This is a genomic window from Saccharomonospora azurea NA-128, from assembly GCF_000231055.2.
In the GTDB taxonomy this organism is placed as follows: Bacteria; Actinomycetota; Actinomycetes; order Mycobacteriales; family Pseudonocardiaceae; genus Saccharomonospora; species Saccharomonospora azurea.
Window position 1 is genome coordinate 2,855,247 of record NZ_CM001466.1, and the last position, 18,787, is coordinate 2,874,033.

Annotated in this window: 17 protein-coding genes; 7 read left to right on the plus strand and 10 right to left on the minus strand. The window is 69.6% G+C overall.

All coding sequences use genetic code 11. The annotated features are described in order from the left end of the window. Positions 1 to 85 precede the first annotated feature (85 nt). Positions 86 to 538: a protein-tyrosine phosphatase family protein gene (locus tag SACAZDRAFT_RS12890; protein WP_050954301.1), complete on the plus strand. Its 453-nt coding sequence runs from the start codon at positions 86 to 88 to the stop codon at positions 536 to 538. A 14-nt stretch (positions 539 to 552) separates the two neighbouring features. Here the strand turns inward: SACAZDRAFT_RS12890 and SACAZDRAFT_RS12895 are convergent, their stop codons facing one another. Continuing rightward, the gene (locus tag SACAZDRAFT_RS12895) at positions 553 to 891 is read right to left on the minus strand and encodes an MmcQ/YjbR family DNA-binding protein (protein ID WP_176662515.1); all 339 of its coding nucleotides are present in this window, start codon (positions 889 to 891) and stop codon (positions 553 to 555) included. A 125-nt stretch (positions 892 to 1,016) separates the two neighbouring features. Here SACAZDRAFT_RS12895 and SACAZDRAFT_RS12900 point away from each other — a divergent pair, with 125 nt between their 5' ends. The 4 genes from SACAZDRAFT_RS12900 to SACAZDRAFT_RS12915 all read left to right on the plus strand — a co-directional run bounded on the left by SACAZDRAFT_RS12900 (position 1,017) and on the right by SACAZDRAFT_RS12915 (position 5,290). Next, complete coding sequence (locus SACAZDRAFT_RS12900; protein ID WP_005442325.1) at positions 1,017 to 1,757, plus strand: VanZ family protein; 741 nt, start codon at positions 1,017 to 1,019, stop codon at positions 1,755 to 1,757. A 296-nt stretch (positions 1,758 to 2,053) separates the two neighbouring features. Further along, entirely contained in the window at positions 2,054 to 2,794 is a 741-nt protein-coding gene (locus SACAZDRAFT_RS12905) for a LuxR C-terminal-related transcriptional regulator (RefSeq protein ID WP_005442326.1), read from the plus strand. A 210-nt stretch (positions 2,795 to 3,004) separates the two neighbouring features. Beyond that, complete coding sequence (locus tag SACAZDRAFT_RS12910) at positions 3,005 to 4,849, plus strand: acyl-CoA dehydrogenase (RefSeq protein ID WP_005442327.1); 1,845 nt, start codon at positions 3,005 to 3,007, stop codon at positions 4,847 to 4,849. Between the two features lie 165 nt (positions 4,850 to 5,014). Continuing rightward, positions 5,015 to 5,290: a GlsB/YeaQ/YmgE family stress response membrane protein gene (locus tag SACAZDRAFT_RS12915; protein ID WP_037295248.1), complete on the plus strand. Its 276-nt coding sequence runs from the start codon at positions 5,015 to 5,017 to the stop codon at positions 5,288 to 5,290. Between the two features lie 66 nt (positions 5,291 to 5,356). Here the strand turns inward: SACAZDRAFT_RS12915 and SACAZDRAFT_RS12920 are convergent, their stop codons facing one another. The 9 genes from SACAZDRAFT_RS12920 to SACAZDRAFT_RS12955 form a co-directional block, all read right to left on the minus strand. Next, complete coding sequence (locus SACAZDRAFT_RS12920) at positions 5,357 to 6,985, minus strand: peptidoglycan binding domain-containing protein (protein ID WP_005442336.1); 1,629 nt, start codon at positions 6,983 to 6,985, stop codon at positions 5,357 to 5,359. Between the two features lie 19 nt (positions 6,986 to 7,004). Further along, entirely contained in the window at positions 7,005 to 7,358 is a 354-nt protein-coding gene (locus SACAZDRAFT_RS12925; protein ID WP_005442338.1) for a GroES family chaperonin, read from the minus strand. 76 nt (positions 7,359 to 7,434) lie between these two features. After that, on the minus strand, positions 7,435 to 9,336 hold the full coding sequence (locus SACAZDRAFT_RS12930) for an NHL domain-containing thioredoxin family protein (RefSeq protein WP_005442340.1): 1,902 nt from the start codon (positions 9,334 to 9,336) through the stop codon (positions 7,435 to 7,437). A 28-nt stretch (positions 9,337 to 9,364) separates the two neighbouring features. After that, positions 9,365 to 9,514, minus strand: coding sequence for a hypothetical protein (locus SACAZDRAFT_RS23000; RefSeq protein ID WP_157607008.1), 150 nt, complete (start codon positions 9,512 to 9,514; stop codon positions 9,365 to 9,367). Between the two features lie 140 nt (positions 9,515 to 9,654). After that, complete coding sequence (locus tag SACAZDRAFT_RS12935) at positions 9,655 to 12,009, minus strand: hypothetical protein (protein WP_005442342.1); 2,355 nt, start codon at positions 12,007 to 12,009, stop codon at positions 9,655 to 9,657. Positions 12,010 to 12,125: 116 nt separating this feature from the next. Next, a complete protein-coding gene (locus tag SACAZDRAFT_RS12940) occupies positions 12,126 to 12,881 on the minus strand; it encodes an amino acid ABC transporter ATP-binding protein (RefSeq protein ID WP_005442344.1) in 756 nt (251 codons plus the stop codon). Then, positions 12,881 to 13,690, minus strand: coding sequence for an amino acid ABC transporter permease (locus SACAZDRAFT_RS12945; RefSeq protein ID WP_005442346.1), 810 nt, complete (start codon positions 13,688 to 13,690; stop codon positions 12,881 to 12,883). The genes SACAZDRAFT_RS12940 and SACAZDRAFT_RS12945 overlap by 1 nt, the downstream gene beginning before the upstream one ends. Positions 13,691 to 13,787: 97 nt before the next feature. After that, entirely contained in the window at positions 13,788 to 14,606 is an 819-nt protein-coding gene (locus SACAZDRAFT_RS12950) for a basic amino acid ABC transporter substrate-binding protein (protein ID WP_005442348.1), read from the minus strand. Positions 14,607 to 14,709: 103 nt separating this feature from the next. Then, positions 14,710 to 16,137, minus strand: a complete 1,428-nt coding sequence (locus tag SACAZDRAFT_RS12955; RefSeq protein WP_005442349.1) for a M20/M25/M40 family metallo-hydrolase — start codon at positions 16,135 to 16,137, stop codon at positions 14,710 to 14,712. Between the two features lie 384 nt (positions 16,138 to 16,521). Here SACAZDRAFT_RS12955 and pdhA point away from each other — a divergent pair, with 384 nt between their 5' ends. Next, positions 16,522 to 17,733, plus strand: a complete 1,212-nt coding sequence (gene pdhA, locus SACAZDRAFT_RS12960; RefSeq protein WP_005442351.1) for a pyruvate dehydrogenase (acetyl-transferring) E1 component subunit alpha — start codon at positions 16,522 to 16,524, stop codon at positions 17,731 to 17,733. After that, entirely contained in the window at positions 17,733 to 18,779 is a 1,047-nt protein-coding gene (locus SACAZDRAFT_RS12965; RefSeq protein ID WP_005442353.1) for an alpha-ketoacid dehydrogenase subunit beta, read from the plus strand. The genes pdhA and SACAZDRAFT_RS12965 overlap by 1 nt, the downstream gene beginning before the upstream one ends. Positions 18,780 to 18,787: the final 8 nt, after the last annotated feature.

The following is an 18,787-nucleotide window of genomic DNA, read 5'->3' on the forward strand; positions in this document are numbered from 1 at the left end:
CGGTCGGCGTACGCGAAGTGCGGACACGCGTGCGAGAGGCGCGGACACGGCGCGGAGGTTTCGTCGGGTGCGGCACACTCGCACCGTGAGTGGGAGATTGAGCGGAGCCACCCGGTTGCCCGACGGCGTCTGGGTGCGGGGCCGCGGGCTGCGCGAAGCACCGCCCGGCGGTGAGACACCCGAGTACGGCCTGTACCTCGGCGGACCACGCCTGCGCGCACGCCACGAGCCGGCACTGACGTGGCCGCATGACTGGGTGCTCTGGCGGGACGGTCTCCTGCCCTCGGACTGGACCACGACGGCCGAGAAGCTGCTCGACCTGCACGAGAAGGCCGCGGCCGGGCAGGCTGTCGAGCTCGCGTGCCACGGCGGCCTCGGTCGCACGGGCACGGCGATGGCCTGCCTGGCCACGTTGAGCGGACTGTCCTCACGCGAGGCCGTCCGCTGGGCACGCACCCACTACCGGTCGCGCGCCGTCGAGGTGCCCTGGCAGCGCCGTTACGTGACCTGGTTCGCCGCCCACACGCGCAGCCGCTGACGGGTCTGCCGCGGTCAGTCGTCGAGCTGCCTGCGCAGCGTCGCCGGCGCCTTGCGCCGCCACGCCTGCTCGATCAGCTCGCCGAGTTCTCCGCCGTCGATCACGTCGAGGTCCACGAGGATGGCGCCGTAGCCGTCGTAGTGCGGGGTGGTGTGGAACGCGGGTGAGCCGGACGCCAGCATGGCCTCCTTCTCGTCCAGCTCGCACATCACCACGAGCCATCCCTCCGCCTCGGTACGCAGCCGGAGGAACGTCCGGCCACCCACCTTCGCCGCGGGAGTGCGGTACGACGTCGAGATCTCGACGCCGGGAAGTCTGCTCGCGAGCCTCACCACGTCGTCCCAGGTCTGCACCTCTGCGATCGTGCCATCCGACGGGCACTCTGGCGATCGGTCATCGGCCGGACGGCCGAGAAAACCCCGCGCGGCGGTCCGCTCGACCGAGGTCTCCACCCCGGTCCGCGCCATAGCGTCGCGGCATGACGACGGCACAGGAGACAGCACTGGCGTACGGCCTCGGCGCGTTCGTGGTCGTGTGGAGCATGCTCGCGATCCCACAGTTGATCATCCATCTCGCCAGGTTCGGCCGTGTCGACCGGCGTCGCGTCCTGACCACCGGCGTCGTCACGCTGTACGCCTGCCTCGCCGTGGCGGTCGTCGTGCTGCCGCTGCCCGGGCCCGGCGACCAGCGACTCGCCCAGACCGTGCAGCTCGTGCCGTTCCAGTGGGTCACCGACGTGGGTACCGAGCTCGCGACGTACGGGCTGCCCCGCAGCCACGCCCTGCTGACCCTGACGTTCCAGCAGCTCGCCATGAACGTGCTGCTGTTCGTGCCGCTGGGAGCGCTCTGCGTGCTGCTGTGGCGCCGCGGGTTCCTGTTCACGACGCTGGCCGGGTTCGGCGTGTCGCTCCTGGTGGAGATCACCCAGCTCACCGCGAACTTCGGCACCGCACCGTTCGTCTACCGCATCTTCGACGTGGACGATCTGATGGCGAACACGGCGGGTGCGGTGTTGGGTTGGGTGGCCGCCACCGTGGCACTGCTGCTGGTTCGTCTCAGGAAGGCGGACGCCGCCCGGGCATCGGCAGCCGTGAGGCCCACGCCGCTCGCGGCAGCGGTTCCGCCTCACCGAGCCGCACCAGATGCTCGTGCCGTCGCCGGGCCTGTCGGCGCGCCTCACGCTGATCTTCGTACACAACCGTTGCCGCTGCCGCGATGAGCAGCAGGACGACGATGACGAAGACCAGAGCCAGTTGCACGCCATCCCCCTTGATGCCGTTGTGTGTGGCTCATCACAGACTAGGGGCTCCGGGGCGCCGTCACCAGCCCTTCACCATCCGTGGCCCGCGCAATCGGGCGAGGCAGCGCCGTCGGTGCTGCTCGACGGCCACCCTTCTCCGCCAATTCGCTCCCCTGGTGTAACTCGGCGTGATTCGGTGTAGCCAATTCGGCCCAGCGGGAATACCCCGTCCAGGGGAGCGGCACGCCAGGGGGAGCGTGCGGGAGGAGGCCGGGATGGCATTCGGCGCACACGCCGGGCGCGGCGCGTACGGCATGGACAGGGCAACCCGGACTCTCACCGTGGCCGCCGTCGACTCGGTGCCCGTCTACCGCGAGGGCCTGGGCGCCGTCATCGGTCGCACCCCGGGACTGCGGTGGGGCGGACACGCGGCAAGCCACCACGCCGGCATCCAGCTGTGCGAGCAACTACGCCCGGACCTGATGCTCATCGATTCGGCGCTGGACCCTCACGCCCACCTCGTCCGCCTCCTGGTGGAGGCGCACCCGATGCTGGTGGTCACGCTGCTCGTCGACGCGGCGCACCGCACCACCGCGTATCTGGCCACGATCCTGGAGGCGGGTGCCCACGGGGCGTTGCCGCGCACCGTGGATCCTCGCCGGCTCACCGAAGGCATTCGCCGCACCTACGTGGAACGGCACTACACCGACCCGGCGCTGGCCGCGCTCGTGCCGAGACAGCGCACGGGCGAGTCGAGCACGGCGCGGCAGCCGATGCCGCTGTCGCGGCGCGAGTACCAGGTGCTGCAGCTGATCGCCGAGGGCATGGAGAACTCCGCCGTGGCCGACACGCTCTTCCTGTCGGTGGAGACCGTCCGCACGCACGTCAAGAGCATCCTGCGCAAGTTGTCCGCACGCGACCGCACGCACGCGGTGACGAAGGCGTTCCGCTCCGGGCTGCTCGTCATCAACCCCGCCGACCAGGACCAGCCGGGCGCACGGTCGCCGCGCTCCTGATCGGGCGCGCCTGGACGTCCGCACTCTTTCACCGCGCAACGGTTCGCTCTGCACACATCACAGTCCTGCCGCAGTGCTCGCAAATGTTACCGGTTGGTACTATCCTGATGTTACCGGCCAGTAGGGCAGTGTTGGTCACGCTGATCGCGTGTCCTGTCGGCGACAGAAGTGCCCAGCCGGAGTGCCGAACAACCCGTACGGAGTGACGACATGGGCCACTACAAGAGCAATGTCCGAGACCTGGAGTTCAACCTCTTCGAGGTCCTCGGCGTGCAGGACCGCCTCGGCAAGGGAGTACTCGCGGAGTCCGACGAGGAGACCGCGCGCGGTGTGCTGTCCGAGCTGAACAACCTTGCCGTCGGTCCGCTCGCCGAGTCGTTCGTCGACGCCGACCGCAACCCGCCGGTGTACGACCCCAAGACCTTCTCCGCCACGCTGCCGGAGTCCTTCAAGAAGAGCTACCAGGCTCTCTGGGACGGCGAGTGGTGGCGGCTGGGACTCACCGACAACCTCGGTGGCTTCGGCCTGCCTCCCACGGTGCAGTGGGCCGCCGCCGAACTGATCCTCGGCGCCAACCCGGCGTTGTACATGTACCTGGCGGGCCCGAACTTCGCCATGATCCTCGACCGCAACGGCACCGAGGAGCAGAAGCGCTGGGCGCAGATCATGATCGACCGCGCGTGGGGCGCCACGATGGTGCTCACCGAGCCAGACGCCGGTTCGGACGTGGGCGCGGGTCGCACCAAGGCCGTCAAGCAGGAGGACGGCTCCTGGCACATCGAGGGCGTCAAGCGGTTCATCACCTCGGGCGACCAGGACATGACCGAGAACATCATGCACCTGGTGCTGGCCCGGCCCGAAGGCCCCGGCATCGAGCCGAAGCCCGGCACCAAGGGCCTGTCGCTGTTCCTCGTGCCGAAGTTCCACTTCGACACCAACACCGGCGAGCTCGGTGAGCGCAACGGCGCCTTCGTGACGAACGTCGAGCACAAGATGGGCCTCAAGGTGTCCACCACCTGCGAGCTCACGTTCGGCCAGCACGGCACCCCGGCCAAGGGCTGGCTGCTCGGCGAGGTGCACGACGGCATCGCGCAGATGTTCCAGGTCATCGAGTACGCCCGCATGATGGTGGGCACGAAGGCCATCGCGACGCTGTCCACCGGTTACCTCAACGCGCTGGAGTACGCGAAGGAGCGCGTGCAGGGTGCGGACCTCACCAGGCAGACCGACAAGACCGCCCCGCGCGTCACCATCACGCACCACCCCGACGTGCGCCGGTCGCTCATGCTCCAGAAGGCCTACGCCGAGGGGCTGCGCGCCGTCTACCTGTACACGGCGTCGTTCCAGGACCAGGTGTGGACGCAGGAGGGCGACGCCGAGTCGCTCGACCTGGCGGAGCGCGTGAACGACCTGCTGCTGCCCATCGTCAAGGGCGTCGGCTCCGAGCGGGCCACCGAGCAGCTCGTGCAGTCGCTCCAGACGCTCGGTGGTTCGGGCTTCCTGCAGGACTACCCGATCGAGCAGTACATCCGCGACTCGAAGATCGACTCGCTGTACGAGGGCACGACCGCGATCCAGTCCATGGACTTCTTCTTCCGGAAGATCGTCCGGGACAAGGGCAAGGCCCTCGGCTACATCGCCGGCGAGATCTCGAAGTTCATCGCGGCCGAGGCGGGCAACGGCAGGCTCAAGAAGGAGCGGGCGCTGCTGAAGCAGGCCCTGGAAGACGTCCAGGCCATGCTCGGCACGATGATCGGCTACCTGACGTCGTCGCAGGAGGACGTCACCAACATCTACAAGGTCGGCCAGAACACCGTCCGACTGCTGATGTCGGCCGGTGACCTGCTCGTCGGCTGGCAGCTGCTCAAGCAGGCGGAGATCGCCCAGGCCGCGCTGGACGCGGGCGCCTCCGGCAAGGACGTGCCGTTCTACCAGGGCAAGCTCGCCGTCGCGTCGTTCTTCGCGAAGAACGTACTGCCGGAGCTGTCGGCCCGTCGGGCGATCGTGGAGGCCACCGACAACGAGCTCATGGAGATCGACGAAGCCGCGTTCTGAGTCGTTCGGACGCGAGCGTCGACAGGGGACACAGCGGACACGAGGGGCCGCCTTCCGCCTCACTCGGGGCGCGGGAGGTGGCCCTTCGTGTGCGCAGGGTTGGCGATCAACTCGGGTGGGTACCTCTATCGGGTCAACGACTCCGGTGGTGAAGGAGCACGCACCATGGCGATTTCGGGAATCATCTCGGCGATCCTGATCGGTCTGCTGCTCGGGGCACTCGCCAGGTTCATCGTGCCCGGGAAGCAGAACATCCCGATCTGGCTCACGATCGTGGTCGGCATCGCCGCCGCGTTCCTCGGCACGGCGATCGCACGGGGCCTGGGGTACGCCGACACGAACGGCTGGGACTGGCTGGAGTTCATCACCCAGCTCGTCGTGGCCGCGATCGGTGTCTCGATCGCCGCGAGCATGTACCCGCGCAGGCACATCAAGGCCTGACGGCGACCGCCCGGGTGGGCGTGACCACGCTCGCCCGGACGACGCCGTCGGCTGCCCGGTCGACCGTCATGAGGGAGTGCCCCACACCGTGGCCCGCACCGTGGAGCCCGTGGCCGAGGCGTGAACGGCGATCGCGGTGCCGGTGTCGTTGGTGACCGGCTGCCCGTCGCGCACGTCGAGACCGGCTTGGCGCAGCGCGTCCCGCAGCACCCCTTCCCACGGCGGCGTCGGGGCATAGGCGGTCACGTCGAACACCTCGCCGGGCAGCACCAGCACACCGTTCAACGTAGCGAGCACGGCATTCACGTCGCCGAGCTCCGCGGGTGAGTGCCCGGTCGTCGACGCCGTGCCCACGACGTCGGTGATGCCCAGAGCCTGCACGTCCTGGGTGCTCACGGACGGCTCCACGGGCTGGTAGAGCACGTCGACCCGACGCTGGTCGGCCGGAGCCGTCGACACATGCTCCACCAGGCCCGCGAAGGTCCGCTCCCAGTCGATCCGCACCCCCGGCACAGAGGGAACCACCTCCGGGATCCCGCCTCGGAACAGCAGCGCGGCGTCCCGGGCCGGACGCTCGGTGCGCCCCAACTCTCCCTGCACGGCGCCGCGCAGCACGGCATCGTCCAGCGTGACGGCGAGTGTGGCGGGAACGTCGGGCCGGGCGCGCACCTCCACGGCGAGCGCCTTGCGGACGTCCTCGGGCAGCAGCACGGATTCACCGCCGTCCCCGCGCAACAGGATCGGCCCCGCCAGCAACGGCCGCACCGTGCCGTCGAGCACGCTGTGCACGGCCTCCCGGGTCAACGTCGGCCGCACCACCTCGAAGGGCACGTCGACGGGCCGAGCGGACGGCCAGTGCGCACGTACCGCGGACACGGCGGCACCCAGGTCGGACAGTCGCAGGCCCGCTCTCGGTTCGATCGCGTACGGCTCCACTCCGCCGTCGGCGTCGCCGGAGGGGCGGAAGGCGATGCCGCCGTCGACCGCCGGCCGGTTGATCCGCTCCTGGGCGAGGCGTCCCAGCGCCACCCTGACCGCGTGGTCGTCGACCGTGGTCACGAGCGGCACCTCGCGCCCGCCGAAGAGCGAGGTGATGCGGTCCCACGGGGACCACGGCTGTCCGCCCGCCCGCTCCACCGTGGCGGCCCAGTCCACGCCGAGCCCGGCCTCGGCGGGATCGAACGACGCCTCGACCTCTCCCGCCCGCAGCTCGACGGCCCGCTGCACGAGCGGACCCAGATCGCGACGCAGGAGGTCCTGCGCCTCATCCCGGTCGAGCCCGCCGATGTCCACCCCGGCGACGGTCACGCCGCGGGGCACGTCGCCGAACTCCGTCAGCAGATCGACGACGTACACGATCGCGAGGAGACCGGTGAGAGCGCCGAGTGCGACCAGGGCGTTGCCGAGCCTGCGCCGCCAGCGCAGATCCGGAACCACCCAGGTGGGCGCTTCCTCGGTGGGGGCGAACCCGGCGTCGAGGTCGTCGGCGAACGGCTCGTCGTCCGGGTCATCGACGTAGCTGCCGTAGCCGACGTCGCCCGCGGTGTCGTCGGCGTCGTCGGGATAGTCGGGATGGTCGAGGTCGTCGGGGTCGGGAAAGTCGGCATCCGCGCCCAGGGGCTCGTCGAGGTCATCGACGTCATCGACGTCGATGACGTCACCGACGTCGTCGACGTCGTCGTCAGGACGAGCCACGGGCGCCTCCGGATGCCGCCTACAAGTACAGGCCCGTCCCGTGCTCCGCCCGCTCGCTGGCGACCGCGTGGATGTCGCGTTCCCGCAGCACGAAGTACGCGTTGCCCTGGATCTCGACCTCCAGCTGGTCCTCGGCGTTGAACAACACCCGATCGCCGATCTTGACGTTGCGTACGTTGTTGCCCACTCCGAGCACGTCGCCCCACGACAACCGCCGCGCGACCTGAGCGGTCGCCGGAATCACGATGCCACCGTTGCTGCGCCGCTCGCCGTCCTCCGACGGCATGCGCACGAGCACCCGGTCGTGCAGCATCTGGATCTCGAGTTTGGCGTCCGAAGCGAGTGGACCGTTGGTTTCTGACACGGTATTCATGCTACGTCGCGGAAAGGAGCCGGTTTCCCGCCCGCCCCGACGCGGATGCACCCGCACGAGGTGGGCCGGCCTTCGCTTACTCGGCGGGAGTTCCCGCCATGACGAGAGGCAATGCCGCGGGCCCACCGGTTTCCATCCGAATGGGGACACCCCAGTCCTGACGGGTGATGCGGCACACCGGGTGTTCGACATCGGAGGCGCAGCTCGCGGCCTGCGCCACCACCTGGAGGACACCGCCCTCCACACCGTCGGCGAGCGTCACCGTGCGTTCGAGGTCGGTACCGACCCCACCGCCGTCGACCAGCAGCTCGGGCGGCGAGGCACTCACCTCCAGCCGCGTGGACGGCCCGTAGCGGTCGTCGAGCTTCTCCCCGGGCGGCGGCACGAACGTCACCGTCAGCCGCACCTCGCCGCTGCCCAGCACCGTGGGCGGACGCCGCACGGCGAGCTCGGCGCCGTCGACGACCTCGGTGTCGCCCTCACCGTCGAGCGGCCGCAGGCGGTGCGCCGCCGACTCGACCACGAGCACTCCCGCGTCGGTGACCAGCAGATCGGACGGCTCGGCGAGGTCGCGCAGCAGCGTGGAGACCTCGCCGGTGGCCGGGTCGAACCGCCGTACGGCACCGTTGTAGGTGTCGGCCACCCCGATCGCACCGTCGGGCAGCACCGTGACCCCCAGCGGATGCTGCAACAACGCCGTGTCGGCCGCGCCGTCCCGGTGGCCGAAAGTGAACAGGTCCAGCCCCACGGCGGTGTGCACGACGTATCCGCCGCCGTCCGTGTCGTCACCGGCGGGCTCCAGGTACCGCAGGGCCGAGGTCTCGGCGTCCACGAACCACAGTCGCTCGCCCGCCACGGCGAGCCCGGAGGTCTGCGCGAAGAACGCCTCGGCGGCGTCCCCGTCCCGCAGCCCCTCCACGGTGGTGCCCGCGAAGCGCGAGATCGTGCCCTTCACGGGGTCGAACAGGCTCAGCGTGTGGTTGCCCGCCATCGCGACCACCACTCCGCCCGCGGCATCCCACCACCGGGCGTCCCAGGGGCTCGTCAGGTCGACCTCGGTGGCCGGGCCCGAGTCGTCGCCGTCGCGCCACTGCGCGCCCGTGCCGGCCACGGTCCGCACGGAACCCGTCCGCAGGTCGACGCCCCGCAGCAGGTGGTTGGCCGTGTCGGCGACGATCAGGTGGTAGCCGACCTGGTCGGCCACGTGCGTGGGCAGCAGCGTGAGGCCCGACGGTTCGGCGAAGCGGGCGACGTCGAAAGCGCCGTCCACGGCACCCCGGTGACCGTCCCCGAACCGGCGCAGCAACGTCTCGGCGTCGGAGGCGAACTCGGCGATCGAGTGGTTCGCCGTGTCCGCGACGAGCACGCGGCCCTCGGCGGTGACGACGGCCTTCGACGGGAAGCGGAGTCCGTCGATCCGTGCGGCGCCGTCCTCCTCCCGCCGGGCGCGCGCGACCTCGCTCCAGTCGAGCTCACCCCTGACCAGCGTGCCCTTGCGCTCGTGCACCTCCACCAGCTCGCCGATCACCCGGCGCAGAGCGTCACCGTGGCCCTCACCGGCCGCGACGTGCACGACATAGCCCTCGGGGTCCACGACGACGAGCGTCGGCCACGCCTTGACGGCGTACTGCTGCCAGAGACTCATGTCCGGGTCGCTCACCACCGGATGCTCCACGCCGAGGCGCGCGACCGCGGCGCCCACCGAGTCCCGACCGCCCTCGTGGGCGAACTTCGGGGAGTGCACACCGATGGTGACGAGCACGTCGGCGAACTCCTCCTCCAGCGGACGGAGCTCGTCGAGCACGTGCAGGCAGTTGATGCACCCGGAGGTCCAGAAGTCCAACAACACGATGCGTCCGCGCAGTCCGCGCAGCGTCAACGGCTCCCCACCGGTGTTCCACCAGGCGTCGCCGTTCAGTTCGGGCGCGCGGACGCGGGACTTCGACTGCTCAACACTCACACCCGCAGTGAACAGCACCCCTCCGACGCCTGTTCCGGCGACCCGCTCACGGCGCCCGGGTCGGGCCTCCCGCGGGTTCGGTCAGCGTCACCGTCGGAGGCTGCGACGGCGCGCGCGAGTCCGACGGAGCGGCCTGCTTGCCCGAGCAGGCGACAAGGCCCGCGACGAGCACGAGAACGGCGACGAACGGCGGCACGAATCGCATGGTCGGAGTGCTTCACTGAGGCGAGGGGAGGGACACTGGCGTCATCGTCGTCGCCGCTCACGACGTTACGAACCCGCGCCGGCTCCGTGTCGCTCGTCGCGCTCCCGTGCCAGCTTCCGGCGGTTGCCCGGTCAGTTGGCGCTGTTGCGACGCAGCGTCCTCGTCACGCCCGCGGCCACCGTCGTGACCAGCACCCAGCCCATCGCGATGAACCCGGTCGCCACCCACTTGTCCACACCCGCCATGTGCCACCGGCCCTTGTTGCCGAAATCGGCGATCGGCACCAGCAGGTCGACGGTGTAGAGCACGGGATTCCACTCCAGACCCGTGTCGTCCATGTTGACGGCGCACCGCTCGCCGTGGACGACGAACCGCTCGGCGTCGTCGGCGCAGTCGTCGCTACCGAGCCCGAACCAGAGACTGCCGAGCACGAGCAACGCGAGCAACCACGCCAGCGCACGCACGGGCCGGTAGCCGTAGCCGACCATCCACCGCTGCAACCAGCTCCAGAGCCGCACCCCGCCGCCGAAGAACCAGCGGTACCCGGAGCCGAGCGCCTCGTAGCGGTACTGCTGCTTGCGCATGAGCACCGTGTCGGCATGCTCCTCGTTGCCGCTCGCCCGCAACATCGCGGCGAACTGGTCGTAGGGGCCGGGACGGTACCCGCGCATCGCGTGCCGCAGCCAGCTCAGGCGCAACTCGATCTGCTGGTCGTCCTTCAAAGGCACGGGACTGTCGAGAGCCTCGTAGCGGAAGTCCTCCAGCTCCACACCACCCGTGGCGTACCAGAGCTGCTCGTTGTCGTGCAGGGTTCCGCACTGCGCGCCACGCAACGACACCCGGCCGTCGGGCACCTCGGTGGGCGTGAGCTCGAACTCCTCGGCCACGGTGTCGCCGGCGTCGAGGGCGAGCCCGTTCTTACCCGCCGAGAGGCTTGAACCCGCCAGGCACAACTTGCGTTTGATCACGGCACCGTCGAGGGTCACGCCGCCCTCGGCGGAGAACGAGTCCCCACCCTCGCTGTGCAGGAGGACGCTGCGCGCCACCTGCACCGACCGCAGGTCCACGGCCCAGTCCGCGGAGTCCTCCGGCTCCGGATCGGACACCGTGGTGTTCTGCATGTCGATGCTGCCGCCCACCGTCATGCCCTGCAGCCGGATCGTGCCCCGCATCCGGCAGGCACTGAGCATGAGGTTGCCGGACACGTGACTGCGGCGTGCCGAGAAGACGTCGCGCGACGGGTGCGACAGGCGTGCGTCCCGCACGAACACGTTGCCGCGCACCGTCACGTCGGCCAGGCGGAACTGCCCCTGCGTCCGCAGTTTGCTGCCCTCGAGGTCGCCGTTGATCTCGCTGCCGTCGAGGTGGATCGCGCGGTCCATGTACGGCGGGTTGAGGTTGCGCGGCACGGTGACCTTGGCCCCGGCCAGCCGCAACGACCCGCCGACATGCGTGTTCACCATGCGCAGCGTGCCCGTCGCGCGGAGCCCGTCGCCCATCTCGACGTTGCCCTCGACGTGCATGCGATCGGCGATGAAGGCGGGGTGCGGATCGACGTACCAGTCACCCGTCTTCCACGCGTCGACGGCGATCTCCCCCGACGGGTCGACCGCCAACTGCGCGCCCCGGAACACGAGGTCGCCGGCCACCCGCATGCTGGGCATGTAGACCATGCCCTCCGTCGAAAAGGGCCGAGGCGCACCCGGTCGGTAGTTGTCCACCTCGCACAGCAGGCTCCCCGACACGGCGATGCCGTTGCCGTTCAGCGCGAACCCCTTCGGGTTGGTCAACCGAGCACCCGAGAAGTTGACGTTGCCCCCGGCCTTCAGCCCGGGGATGCGGACCTCGCCCTCGGCGGTGAGCCGATAGGCGAGGAAGGCACCGGTGACGTCGAGCCGGTCGGCCTGCAGCGCCTTGCCGCTCGGATGGTTGATCCGCGTGCCGGTGAGGATCACCGTGCCCTTCACGACGGCGTCGGTGAGGTTCACCGCCGCGTTCGGCACCCCACGATCGGTCTGCGACGTGAGCACGTCCGTGCCCTGGTCCGGCCTGCTGGTGTCCACCTCGACCCGGCACCGGATGAGCCGGACGTCGTTGAGGCTGCGGAAGTTACGGGCCTTCAGCCCGGGCAGCCAGCACCGGCGGAACGACAGTCCCAGCAGGTTCGCCTCCCGCACGTCGGGCGGGAACTCGAACCGGCAGTTCTCGAACCGGAACAACACCATCAGGTCCGCCGCGCGCAGGTCCAGCCTGCCGCGCACGAAACGGTTCTCCAGCGACAGGATCGGCGCGTTCGACGCCTGTCGACGCCACCGCAGCAGACCCCGCCCGTCCGGCTCCAGCAACGGCCTCAGCAGATCCTCGGCGTCCACCGTCGCCGCTTCCGGCGGGTCGGGGTTGAACGGGTCGAAGTCGACCGGCGCCTGGTTGTCCGCGTCCGCGCCGTCCGGACCGCCACCCGGGATGCGTCGCCACTTCGTCGGCACGCTTCCTCCCTCGTTCCCGCACCCAGGACGGCAGGATCTCCACCGCCGTCACTGAGACGGTCGCGGGGAGCGACCAGTTCCGTGCGCAGAGTGCGCGACACCTCACGGACGAGGGACTAGTCCTCGGAGTGCACCGGGTTCAACACGCGGGAGAGGAACGTCTGCGTGCGTTCCTGCTGCGGGTTGCCGATCACCTGCTGCGGCGGCCCCTGCTCGACCACCACACCGCCGTCCATGAACAGCACGGTGTCGGCGACCTCGCGGGCGAACTGCATCTCGTGGGTGACGACCAGCATCGTCATGCCCTCGTCGGCGAGCTGGCGCATCACCTTGAGGACGTCGCCCACGAGCTCGGGGTCGAGTGCCGACGTCGGCTCGTCGAAGAGCATCACCGACGGCTCCATCGACAACGCCCGGGCGATGGCGACCCGCTGCTGCTGCCCGCCGGAGAGCTGCGCGGGCATCGACCCGGCCTTCTCCGCGAGCCCCACCTTGGCGAGGTTGTCCCTCGCGATGCGCTCGGCCTCCGCCTTGTCGCGCTTGAGCACCTTGCGCTGCGCCACGGTGAGGTTGTCCAGCACGGACAGGTGCCCGAACAGGTTGAAGCCCTGGAAGACCATGCCGATGCTGCGGCGGGCCCGGTCCAGGTCGCAGTCGGGGTCGGTCAGCTCGAACCCGTTCACCGTGACCGTGCCCGAGTTCGGCTCCTCCAGCAGGTTCACACAACGCAGCAGCGTCGACTTCCCCGAACCGGAAGGCCCGATGATGCACACGACCTCGCCCCGGCGCACCGACAGGTCGATGCCCTTCAACACCTGCAACCGGCCGAACGCCTTGTGCAGGTCCGAGACCTCGACGATCAGGTCACTCATCAGGCCGTCACCTCCAGCCCTCGCTCTTCCTTGCGGCCGCTGCGGCGCTCCAGGTAGCGCGACAGGTACCCCAGCGGCACCGTGATGATCAGGTAGCACAGGCCCGCGAGCAGGATCGGGGTCAGCGACCCGGTCGCGTTCAACCCCTCCCTGCCGAACTTCGCGAGTTCGTACTCGTCGCGAGCGAGGCCCAGCAGGTAGATGAGCGACGAGTCCTTCGTCAGCAGGATCAGCTCGTTGGTCAACGGCGGCAGGATGATCCGGAACGCCTGCGGGATCACCACCGTGATCGTGGTCCTGGTCTGCGACATGCCCAGTGAGCGCGCGGCCTCCACCTGGCCGTGCGGCACGGCCTGGATACCGGCGCGCAGCGTCTCGGCGATGTAAGCCGAGCCGACCAGCCCCAGCGCGATCGCGGCCGTCGAGTACATGTCGAACCGGATGTTGAACGCGAGCGGCACCCCGTAGCCCAGCGCGATGAACACCAGCAGCGCCGGGATGCCGCGGAAGAACTCGATGTACAGCGTCGCGAGCCAGCGGTACGGGCCCACCGACGACAGCTTCATGAGCGCCAGCACCATGCCGATGCCGAGCCCCAGCCCGAAGCCCAACGCCGTGTACACGATGGTGTTGACCAGGGCCTCGGTGAGGATCGCGGGGAACTGGCTCGACGCCGCCTCGACGTTGAAGAACGCGTTCTTGATCGTGCCCCAGTCCGCGAGCACCCCGATCAGCACGACGGCCAGGGCCAGCACCGCGTACTGGATCGCACGAACCATCCGGGCGCGTTGGCGCCGCGACATCGCCATGACGACAAACTCCTCGCTGGGCGTGGGTGAGGGCCCGAACGGTAATCGATCCGTATCGGGCCCTCACCACTGCCTTCGGTCTTTCGAAGCGGGCCGGTTACTTGGTTTCCGGCTTCTTACCGAACCACTTCTCGTAGATCTCGTCGTAGCGGCCGTCCTGCTTCGCGGCGTCGAGCACCTCGTTCACCTTGGCGAGCAGCGCACCGTTGCCCTTGCGGACGGCGATGCCGTACTCCTCGCCGGTCTCGAACTCGGTGGTGACCTCGACGTCCGGGTTGCTCTTGACGAAGTCGTAGAGCACGGAGTTGTCGTTGATGCCCGCGTCGATCTGGCCGGTCTTCACCGCCGTCTCCAGCAGCGCGAGGTCCTCGAACTGGCGGGTGGTGTAGCCGAACTCCTCCTTGTGCTCCTCGGCGTACTGCTCACCGGTCGTGCCGAGCTGCACACCGAGGACCTTGCCCTTGAGGTCGGCGAGGTCGGTGATGTCGGAGCCCTTCTTCACCAACAGCGCCTGGTTGGCGTCGTAGTAGCCCTCCGAGAAGTCCATGACCTTCGCGCGGACGTCGTTGATGGTCATGGCCGCCGCGGCGAGGTCGCACTGGCCGGTGTCGAGAGCGGCCCCGGACTCGATGCTCTCGAACGACACGTCCGAGATCTCCTGCTTGACCCCGAGGTCCTCGGCCACGAGGTCGACCAGGTCGACGTCGAAGCCGACGGTCTTGCCGTCCTCGGTGTACTGGAACGGCTTGTAGGGCAGGTGCGTGCACGTCGTCAACGCGCCCTCTCGCATCAGGGTGATCTCGCCACCGGCCTCGGTGTCGCCGCCGGTGTTGACCTCCTCCGCGCAGCTCGCCGCGGTGACGGCGAGGGCAAGGGCGGGCAACAAAGTCAACGCCCTGGTGAGTCGACGCGCCACGATGTCACTCCTCGTATATCCATACCGGCCAGTTCATGCATCCTGCCACCTGGATGCGCTAATGCGCAGCATCGCCTTCGTTACAGACCTGTTGCAACGCGAGTCAGCTCGTGGCGTGAGCGTCCAACACGGTGGCCACCGTCTCGGTGACCCGCTGCGCGTGGTCGAGGTGCAACCACTCGTCGGGCACGTGGGCGTTCGAGTCCGGCCCGAGCGCACCCGTGACCACGAACTGCGCCTCCGGGTACTTCTCGCCGAGCAGTCCCATGAACGGGATCGACCCGCCGAGGCCGACGTTGCCCCATGGCTTGCCGAAGATCCGGTCGCTGGCGTGCTCCAGGGCCTTCGTCAGCCACGGAGCCGGTTCGGGCGCGTTCCAGCCGTCGGCGGCCTCGACGCCGGAGAGCTCCACGGTCGCGTCGTACGGGACGTCGGTGGTGAGCGCCTTGGTGATCGCGTCGAGCGCGGCCTGCGAGTCCGCGGTCGGGGGAAGCCGGAAGCTGAGCGCCAGCGTGGTGCTCGTCCGCAGCACGTTGCCCGCCTCGGCGGGATCGGGCATCCCGGACGCCCCGATGATCGACAGGCTCGGCCGCCAGGTGTTGTTGAGCAGCAACTCCACCTCGTCGTCCACCACCGGCTTGGTGGAGGCGTGCCACGGCGTCGTGCCGAGGATCGAGCCGGGAACGGCCTCGATGGTCTCCCTGGCCTCGGCGACGCGGTTGGCCGGGATCTCGACGTTGCACTCGGCGAGCCTGATCTCGCCGGTCTCGGAGTTCTCCAGCCGGTCGAGCAACGTGCGGAGCACCCGGAACGAGCTGGGCACGATCCCGCTGGCCATGCCCGAGTGCTGGGCGGTGTCGAGCACCCGCACCGTCACATGGACCTGCGCCAGCCCGCGCAGGCTCGTGGTCAACCACAGCCGCTCGTAGTCGTTGCCGCCCGAGTCGAGGCACACCACGAGCGACACCTCGCCGAGCCGGTCGGAGAGGTGGTCGAGGTAGGCGGGCAGGTCGGGGCTGCCCGACTCCTCACCGGTCTCCAGCAGCACCACGATGCGCGCGTGGGAGCCGCCCGCCTCGCGCACCGCCGCGAGAGCGGTCGCCGCCGCGTAGCCCGCGTAGCCGTCGTCGGCGGAGCCCCGCCCGTAGAGCCGACCGTCCCGCACCACCGGAGTCCACGGGCCCAGCCCCTCGGACCAGCCGCCCAGCGGGGGCTGCTTGTCGAGGTGCCCGTACATCAGGACGGTGCCCTTGTCCTGCGCGCCCTCGGTGGCGGGGACGTCGAGGAGGAGCACCGGGCTGCGGCCGGGCAGGCGCACGACGTCGACGGTCGCGCCGGGGAGGTCGCGCTCGACGAACCACGCCCGGACGTGCTCCACGGCCGCGTCGAGGTGTCCGGTCTCGGCCCAGTCCGGGTCGAACGCGGGCGACAGCGCCGGAATCGAGACGAGCGTCGACAAGCTGGGCAGGACGTCGTCGGCCCACATCCGACGCACTGAGTTCTTCACGCTTTCCAGTTCCACGGAGCCCATCGTGCCACCTGCCCCCGACAGTGTCGTTGGTCACATTTCCGTGGTCTGGGTGGCGAGGCGGGCGACGGCGAGAGCCGCGTCCGCACCCTCTCGTGCACCACCACGGCGAGCGGGATGCCACTGGTCCCGTCGTTGCTCGCGAATGCGACTTTCGGCTGTTGCAACGTCGGTCTTCCGAGCATTTCCGCAGTTCAGAACGCTGACACCCACAACGAATCGGCTTCGGGGGCTCTCCACAACGGCCGTTTCCGTGCCAGGATGAGCGCGTGAACCGTCACCGCCGACGGTCATCCAGCGCTGCGGACCCAGTTGCGCACCCCGGTGGCCGGCGGCGCGTCGCACGCCGCCACAAGCGGTCGTGCGGCACGACACCAAGGAGATGCGATGTCGTCCCCAGAACAGTGGACGCGCCCGCAATCTGGCGCCGGATCGGCCGCGACAGCGGCGCAGCCGTCCCCGGAGCAGGTGATAGCGGGCTTGCGTGCGACCACCGAAGGCGGAGCTGAGTTGACTCAGCTCCTCAACCCCGAAGGCGAGCGCCTGCCGTCGGCGCAGTTCGACCCGTACGTCGCCGACATCGATGACGAGGCCTTGCGCGGGCTGTACCGCGACATGGTGCTCGTTCGGCGGGCCGACCGCGAGTCCAACGCCATGCAGCGGCAAGGCCAGCTGGGCATCTGGGTGCCGCTGCTCGGCCAGGAGGCCGCCCAGGTCGGGTCCGGCCGGGCGCTGAAGCCGCAGGACATGGCGTTTCCCAGCTACCGCGAGCACGGCGTCGCCTACACCCGCGGTGTGGACTTCAAGGACCTGCTGGGCATCTTCCGCTGCACCGACCACAGCAGCTGGGACTTCCAGCGGCACCGGTTCCACCCGTACACCATCGTGATCGGCAACCAGGTACTGAACGCCGCCGGCTACGCGATGGGGCAGAAGTTCGAGGGCAAGGTCGGCGACGATCCCGACGCCGAGGCCACGATCTGCTACTTCGGTGACGGCGCCACCAGCCAGGGCGACGTCCACGAGGGTTTCGTGTGGGCCGCCGTGTACGACGCGCCGCTGGTGTTCTTCTGCCAGAACAACCAGTGGGCCATCTCCGAACCCACCGAACGCCAGTCGCGGTTGCCGCTCTACCAGCGGGCCCGCGGTTACGGCTTCCCCGGCATCCGCGTCGACGGCAACGACGTGCTCGGCTGCCTGGCGGTGACCCGCTGGGCGCTGGACGAGTGCCGCAGGGGCAACGGCCCGGTACTGATCGAGGCCTTCACCTACCGCATGGACGCCCACACCACCACCGACGACCCGACGCGCTACCGCCTGTCGGACGAGGTGGAGACGTGGAAGCTCAAGGACCCGATCGAGCGCGTCCGCGTGTACCTGTCGCGCACGGGCGGCGCCGACGCGGCGTTCTTCGACGAGGTCGAGGCCGAGGCCGACCGCTTCGCCGCCGAGCTGCGCGACTACTGCTTCAACATGCCCGACCCGCCACCCGAGCGGATCTTCTCCGCCGTCTACGCGGAGCCGTCGCCGCAGCTGGAGGCCCAGCGCGAGGAGTACCTGTCCTACCTTGCCGGCTTCGCCGACGGAGGTGATCGTTGATGGCCGCGCCCACTCAGCCCGTGAACTCCGCCGAGGCCACCACGGACGGGAGAAACCCCGCCGTGCAGAAGCTCACCATCGGCAAGGCTCTGAACGCCGGCCTGCGCGCCGCGATGGAAGCCGACGACAAGGTCGTCGTGATGGGCGAGGACGTCGGCAAGCTCGGCGGCGTCTTCCGCATCACCGACGGCCTTCAGAAGGACTTCGGCGAGCACCGCGTGCTGGACACGCCGCTGGCCGAGTCCGGCATCATCGGCACCGCCGTGGGCCTCGCCGTACGGGGCTTCCGGCCCGTGTGCGAGATCCAGTTCGAGGGCTTCATCTTCCCCGGCTTCGACCAGATTTCGAGCCAGCTCGCCAAGCTGCACTACCGCACCCAGGGCGCCATCAAGATGCCCGTCGTGATCCGGGTGCCGTTCGGCGGCGGTATCGGTGCGGTGGAACACCACTCGGAGTCGCCGGAGTCGCTGTTCTCGCACATCCCGGGCCTGAAGGTCGTGTCGTGCTCCAACGCGGTGGACGCCTACTGGATGATCCAGCAGGCCATCCAGTGCGACGACCCGGTGTTGCTGTTCGAGCCGAAGAAGCTCTACCACTCCGGTGCGCTCAAGGAACCGGTCGACCCGACGGCCACACCCGACCCGCTGTTCGCCTCCCGCACCCTGCGACAGGGCACGGCGGCCACCCTGGTGGCCTACGGCCCGTCCGTGCAGGTATGCCTCGCGGCGGCCGACGCGGCGGCCGAGGAGGGCACGTCGCTGGAGGTCATCGACCTGCGGGCCCTGTCGCCGCTCGACCTGGAGCCGGTGTTCGAGTCGGTGCGCCGCACCGGGCGACTGATCGCCGTGAGCGAGGCGTCGAGCGAGTCGTCGCTGACCTCCGAGATCGCCGCCCGCGTGCAGCAGGAGTGCTTCTACTCGCTGGAGGCACCGGTGCTGCGGGTGACCGGCTTCGACACGCCGTACCCGCCGGCGAAGCTGGAGGAGCACTTCCTGCCCGACCTGGACCGGGTGCTCCACACCGTCGACCGCGCACTGGCCTGGTGAGGGGGAGC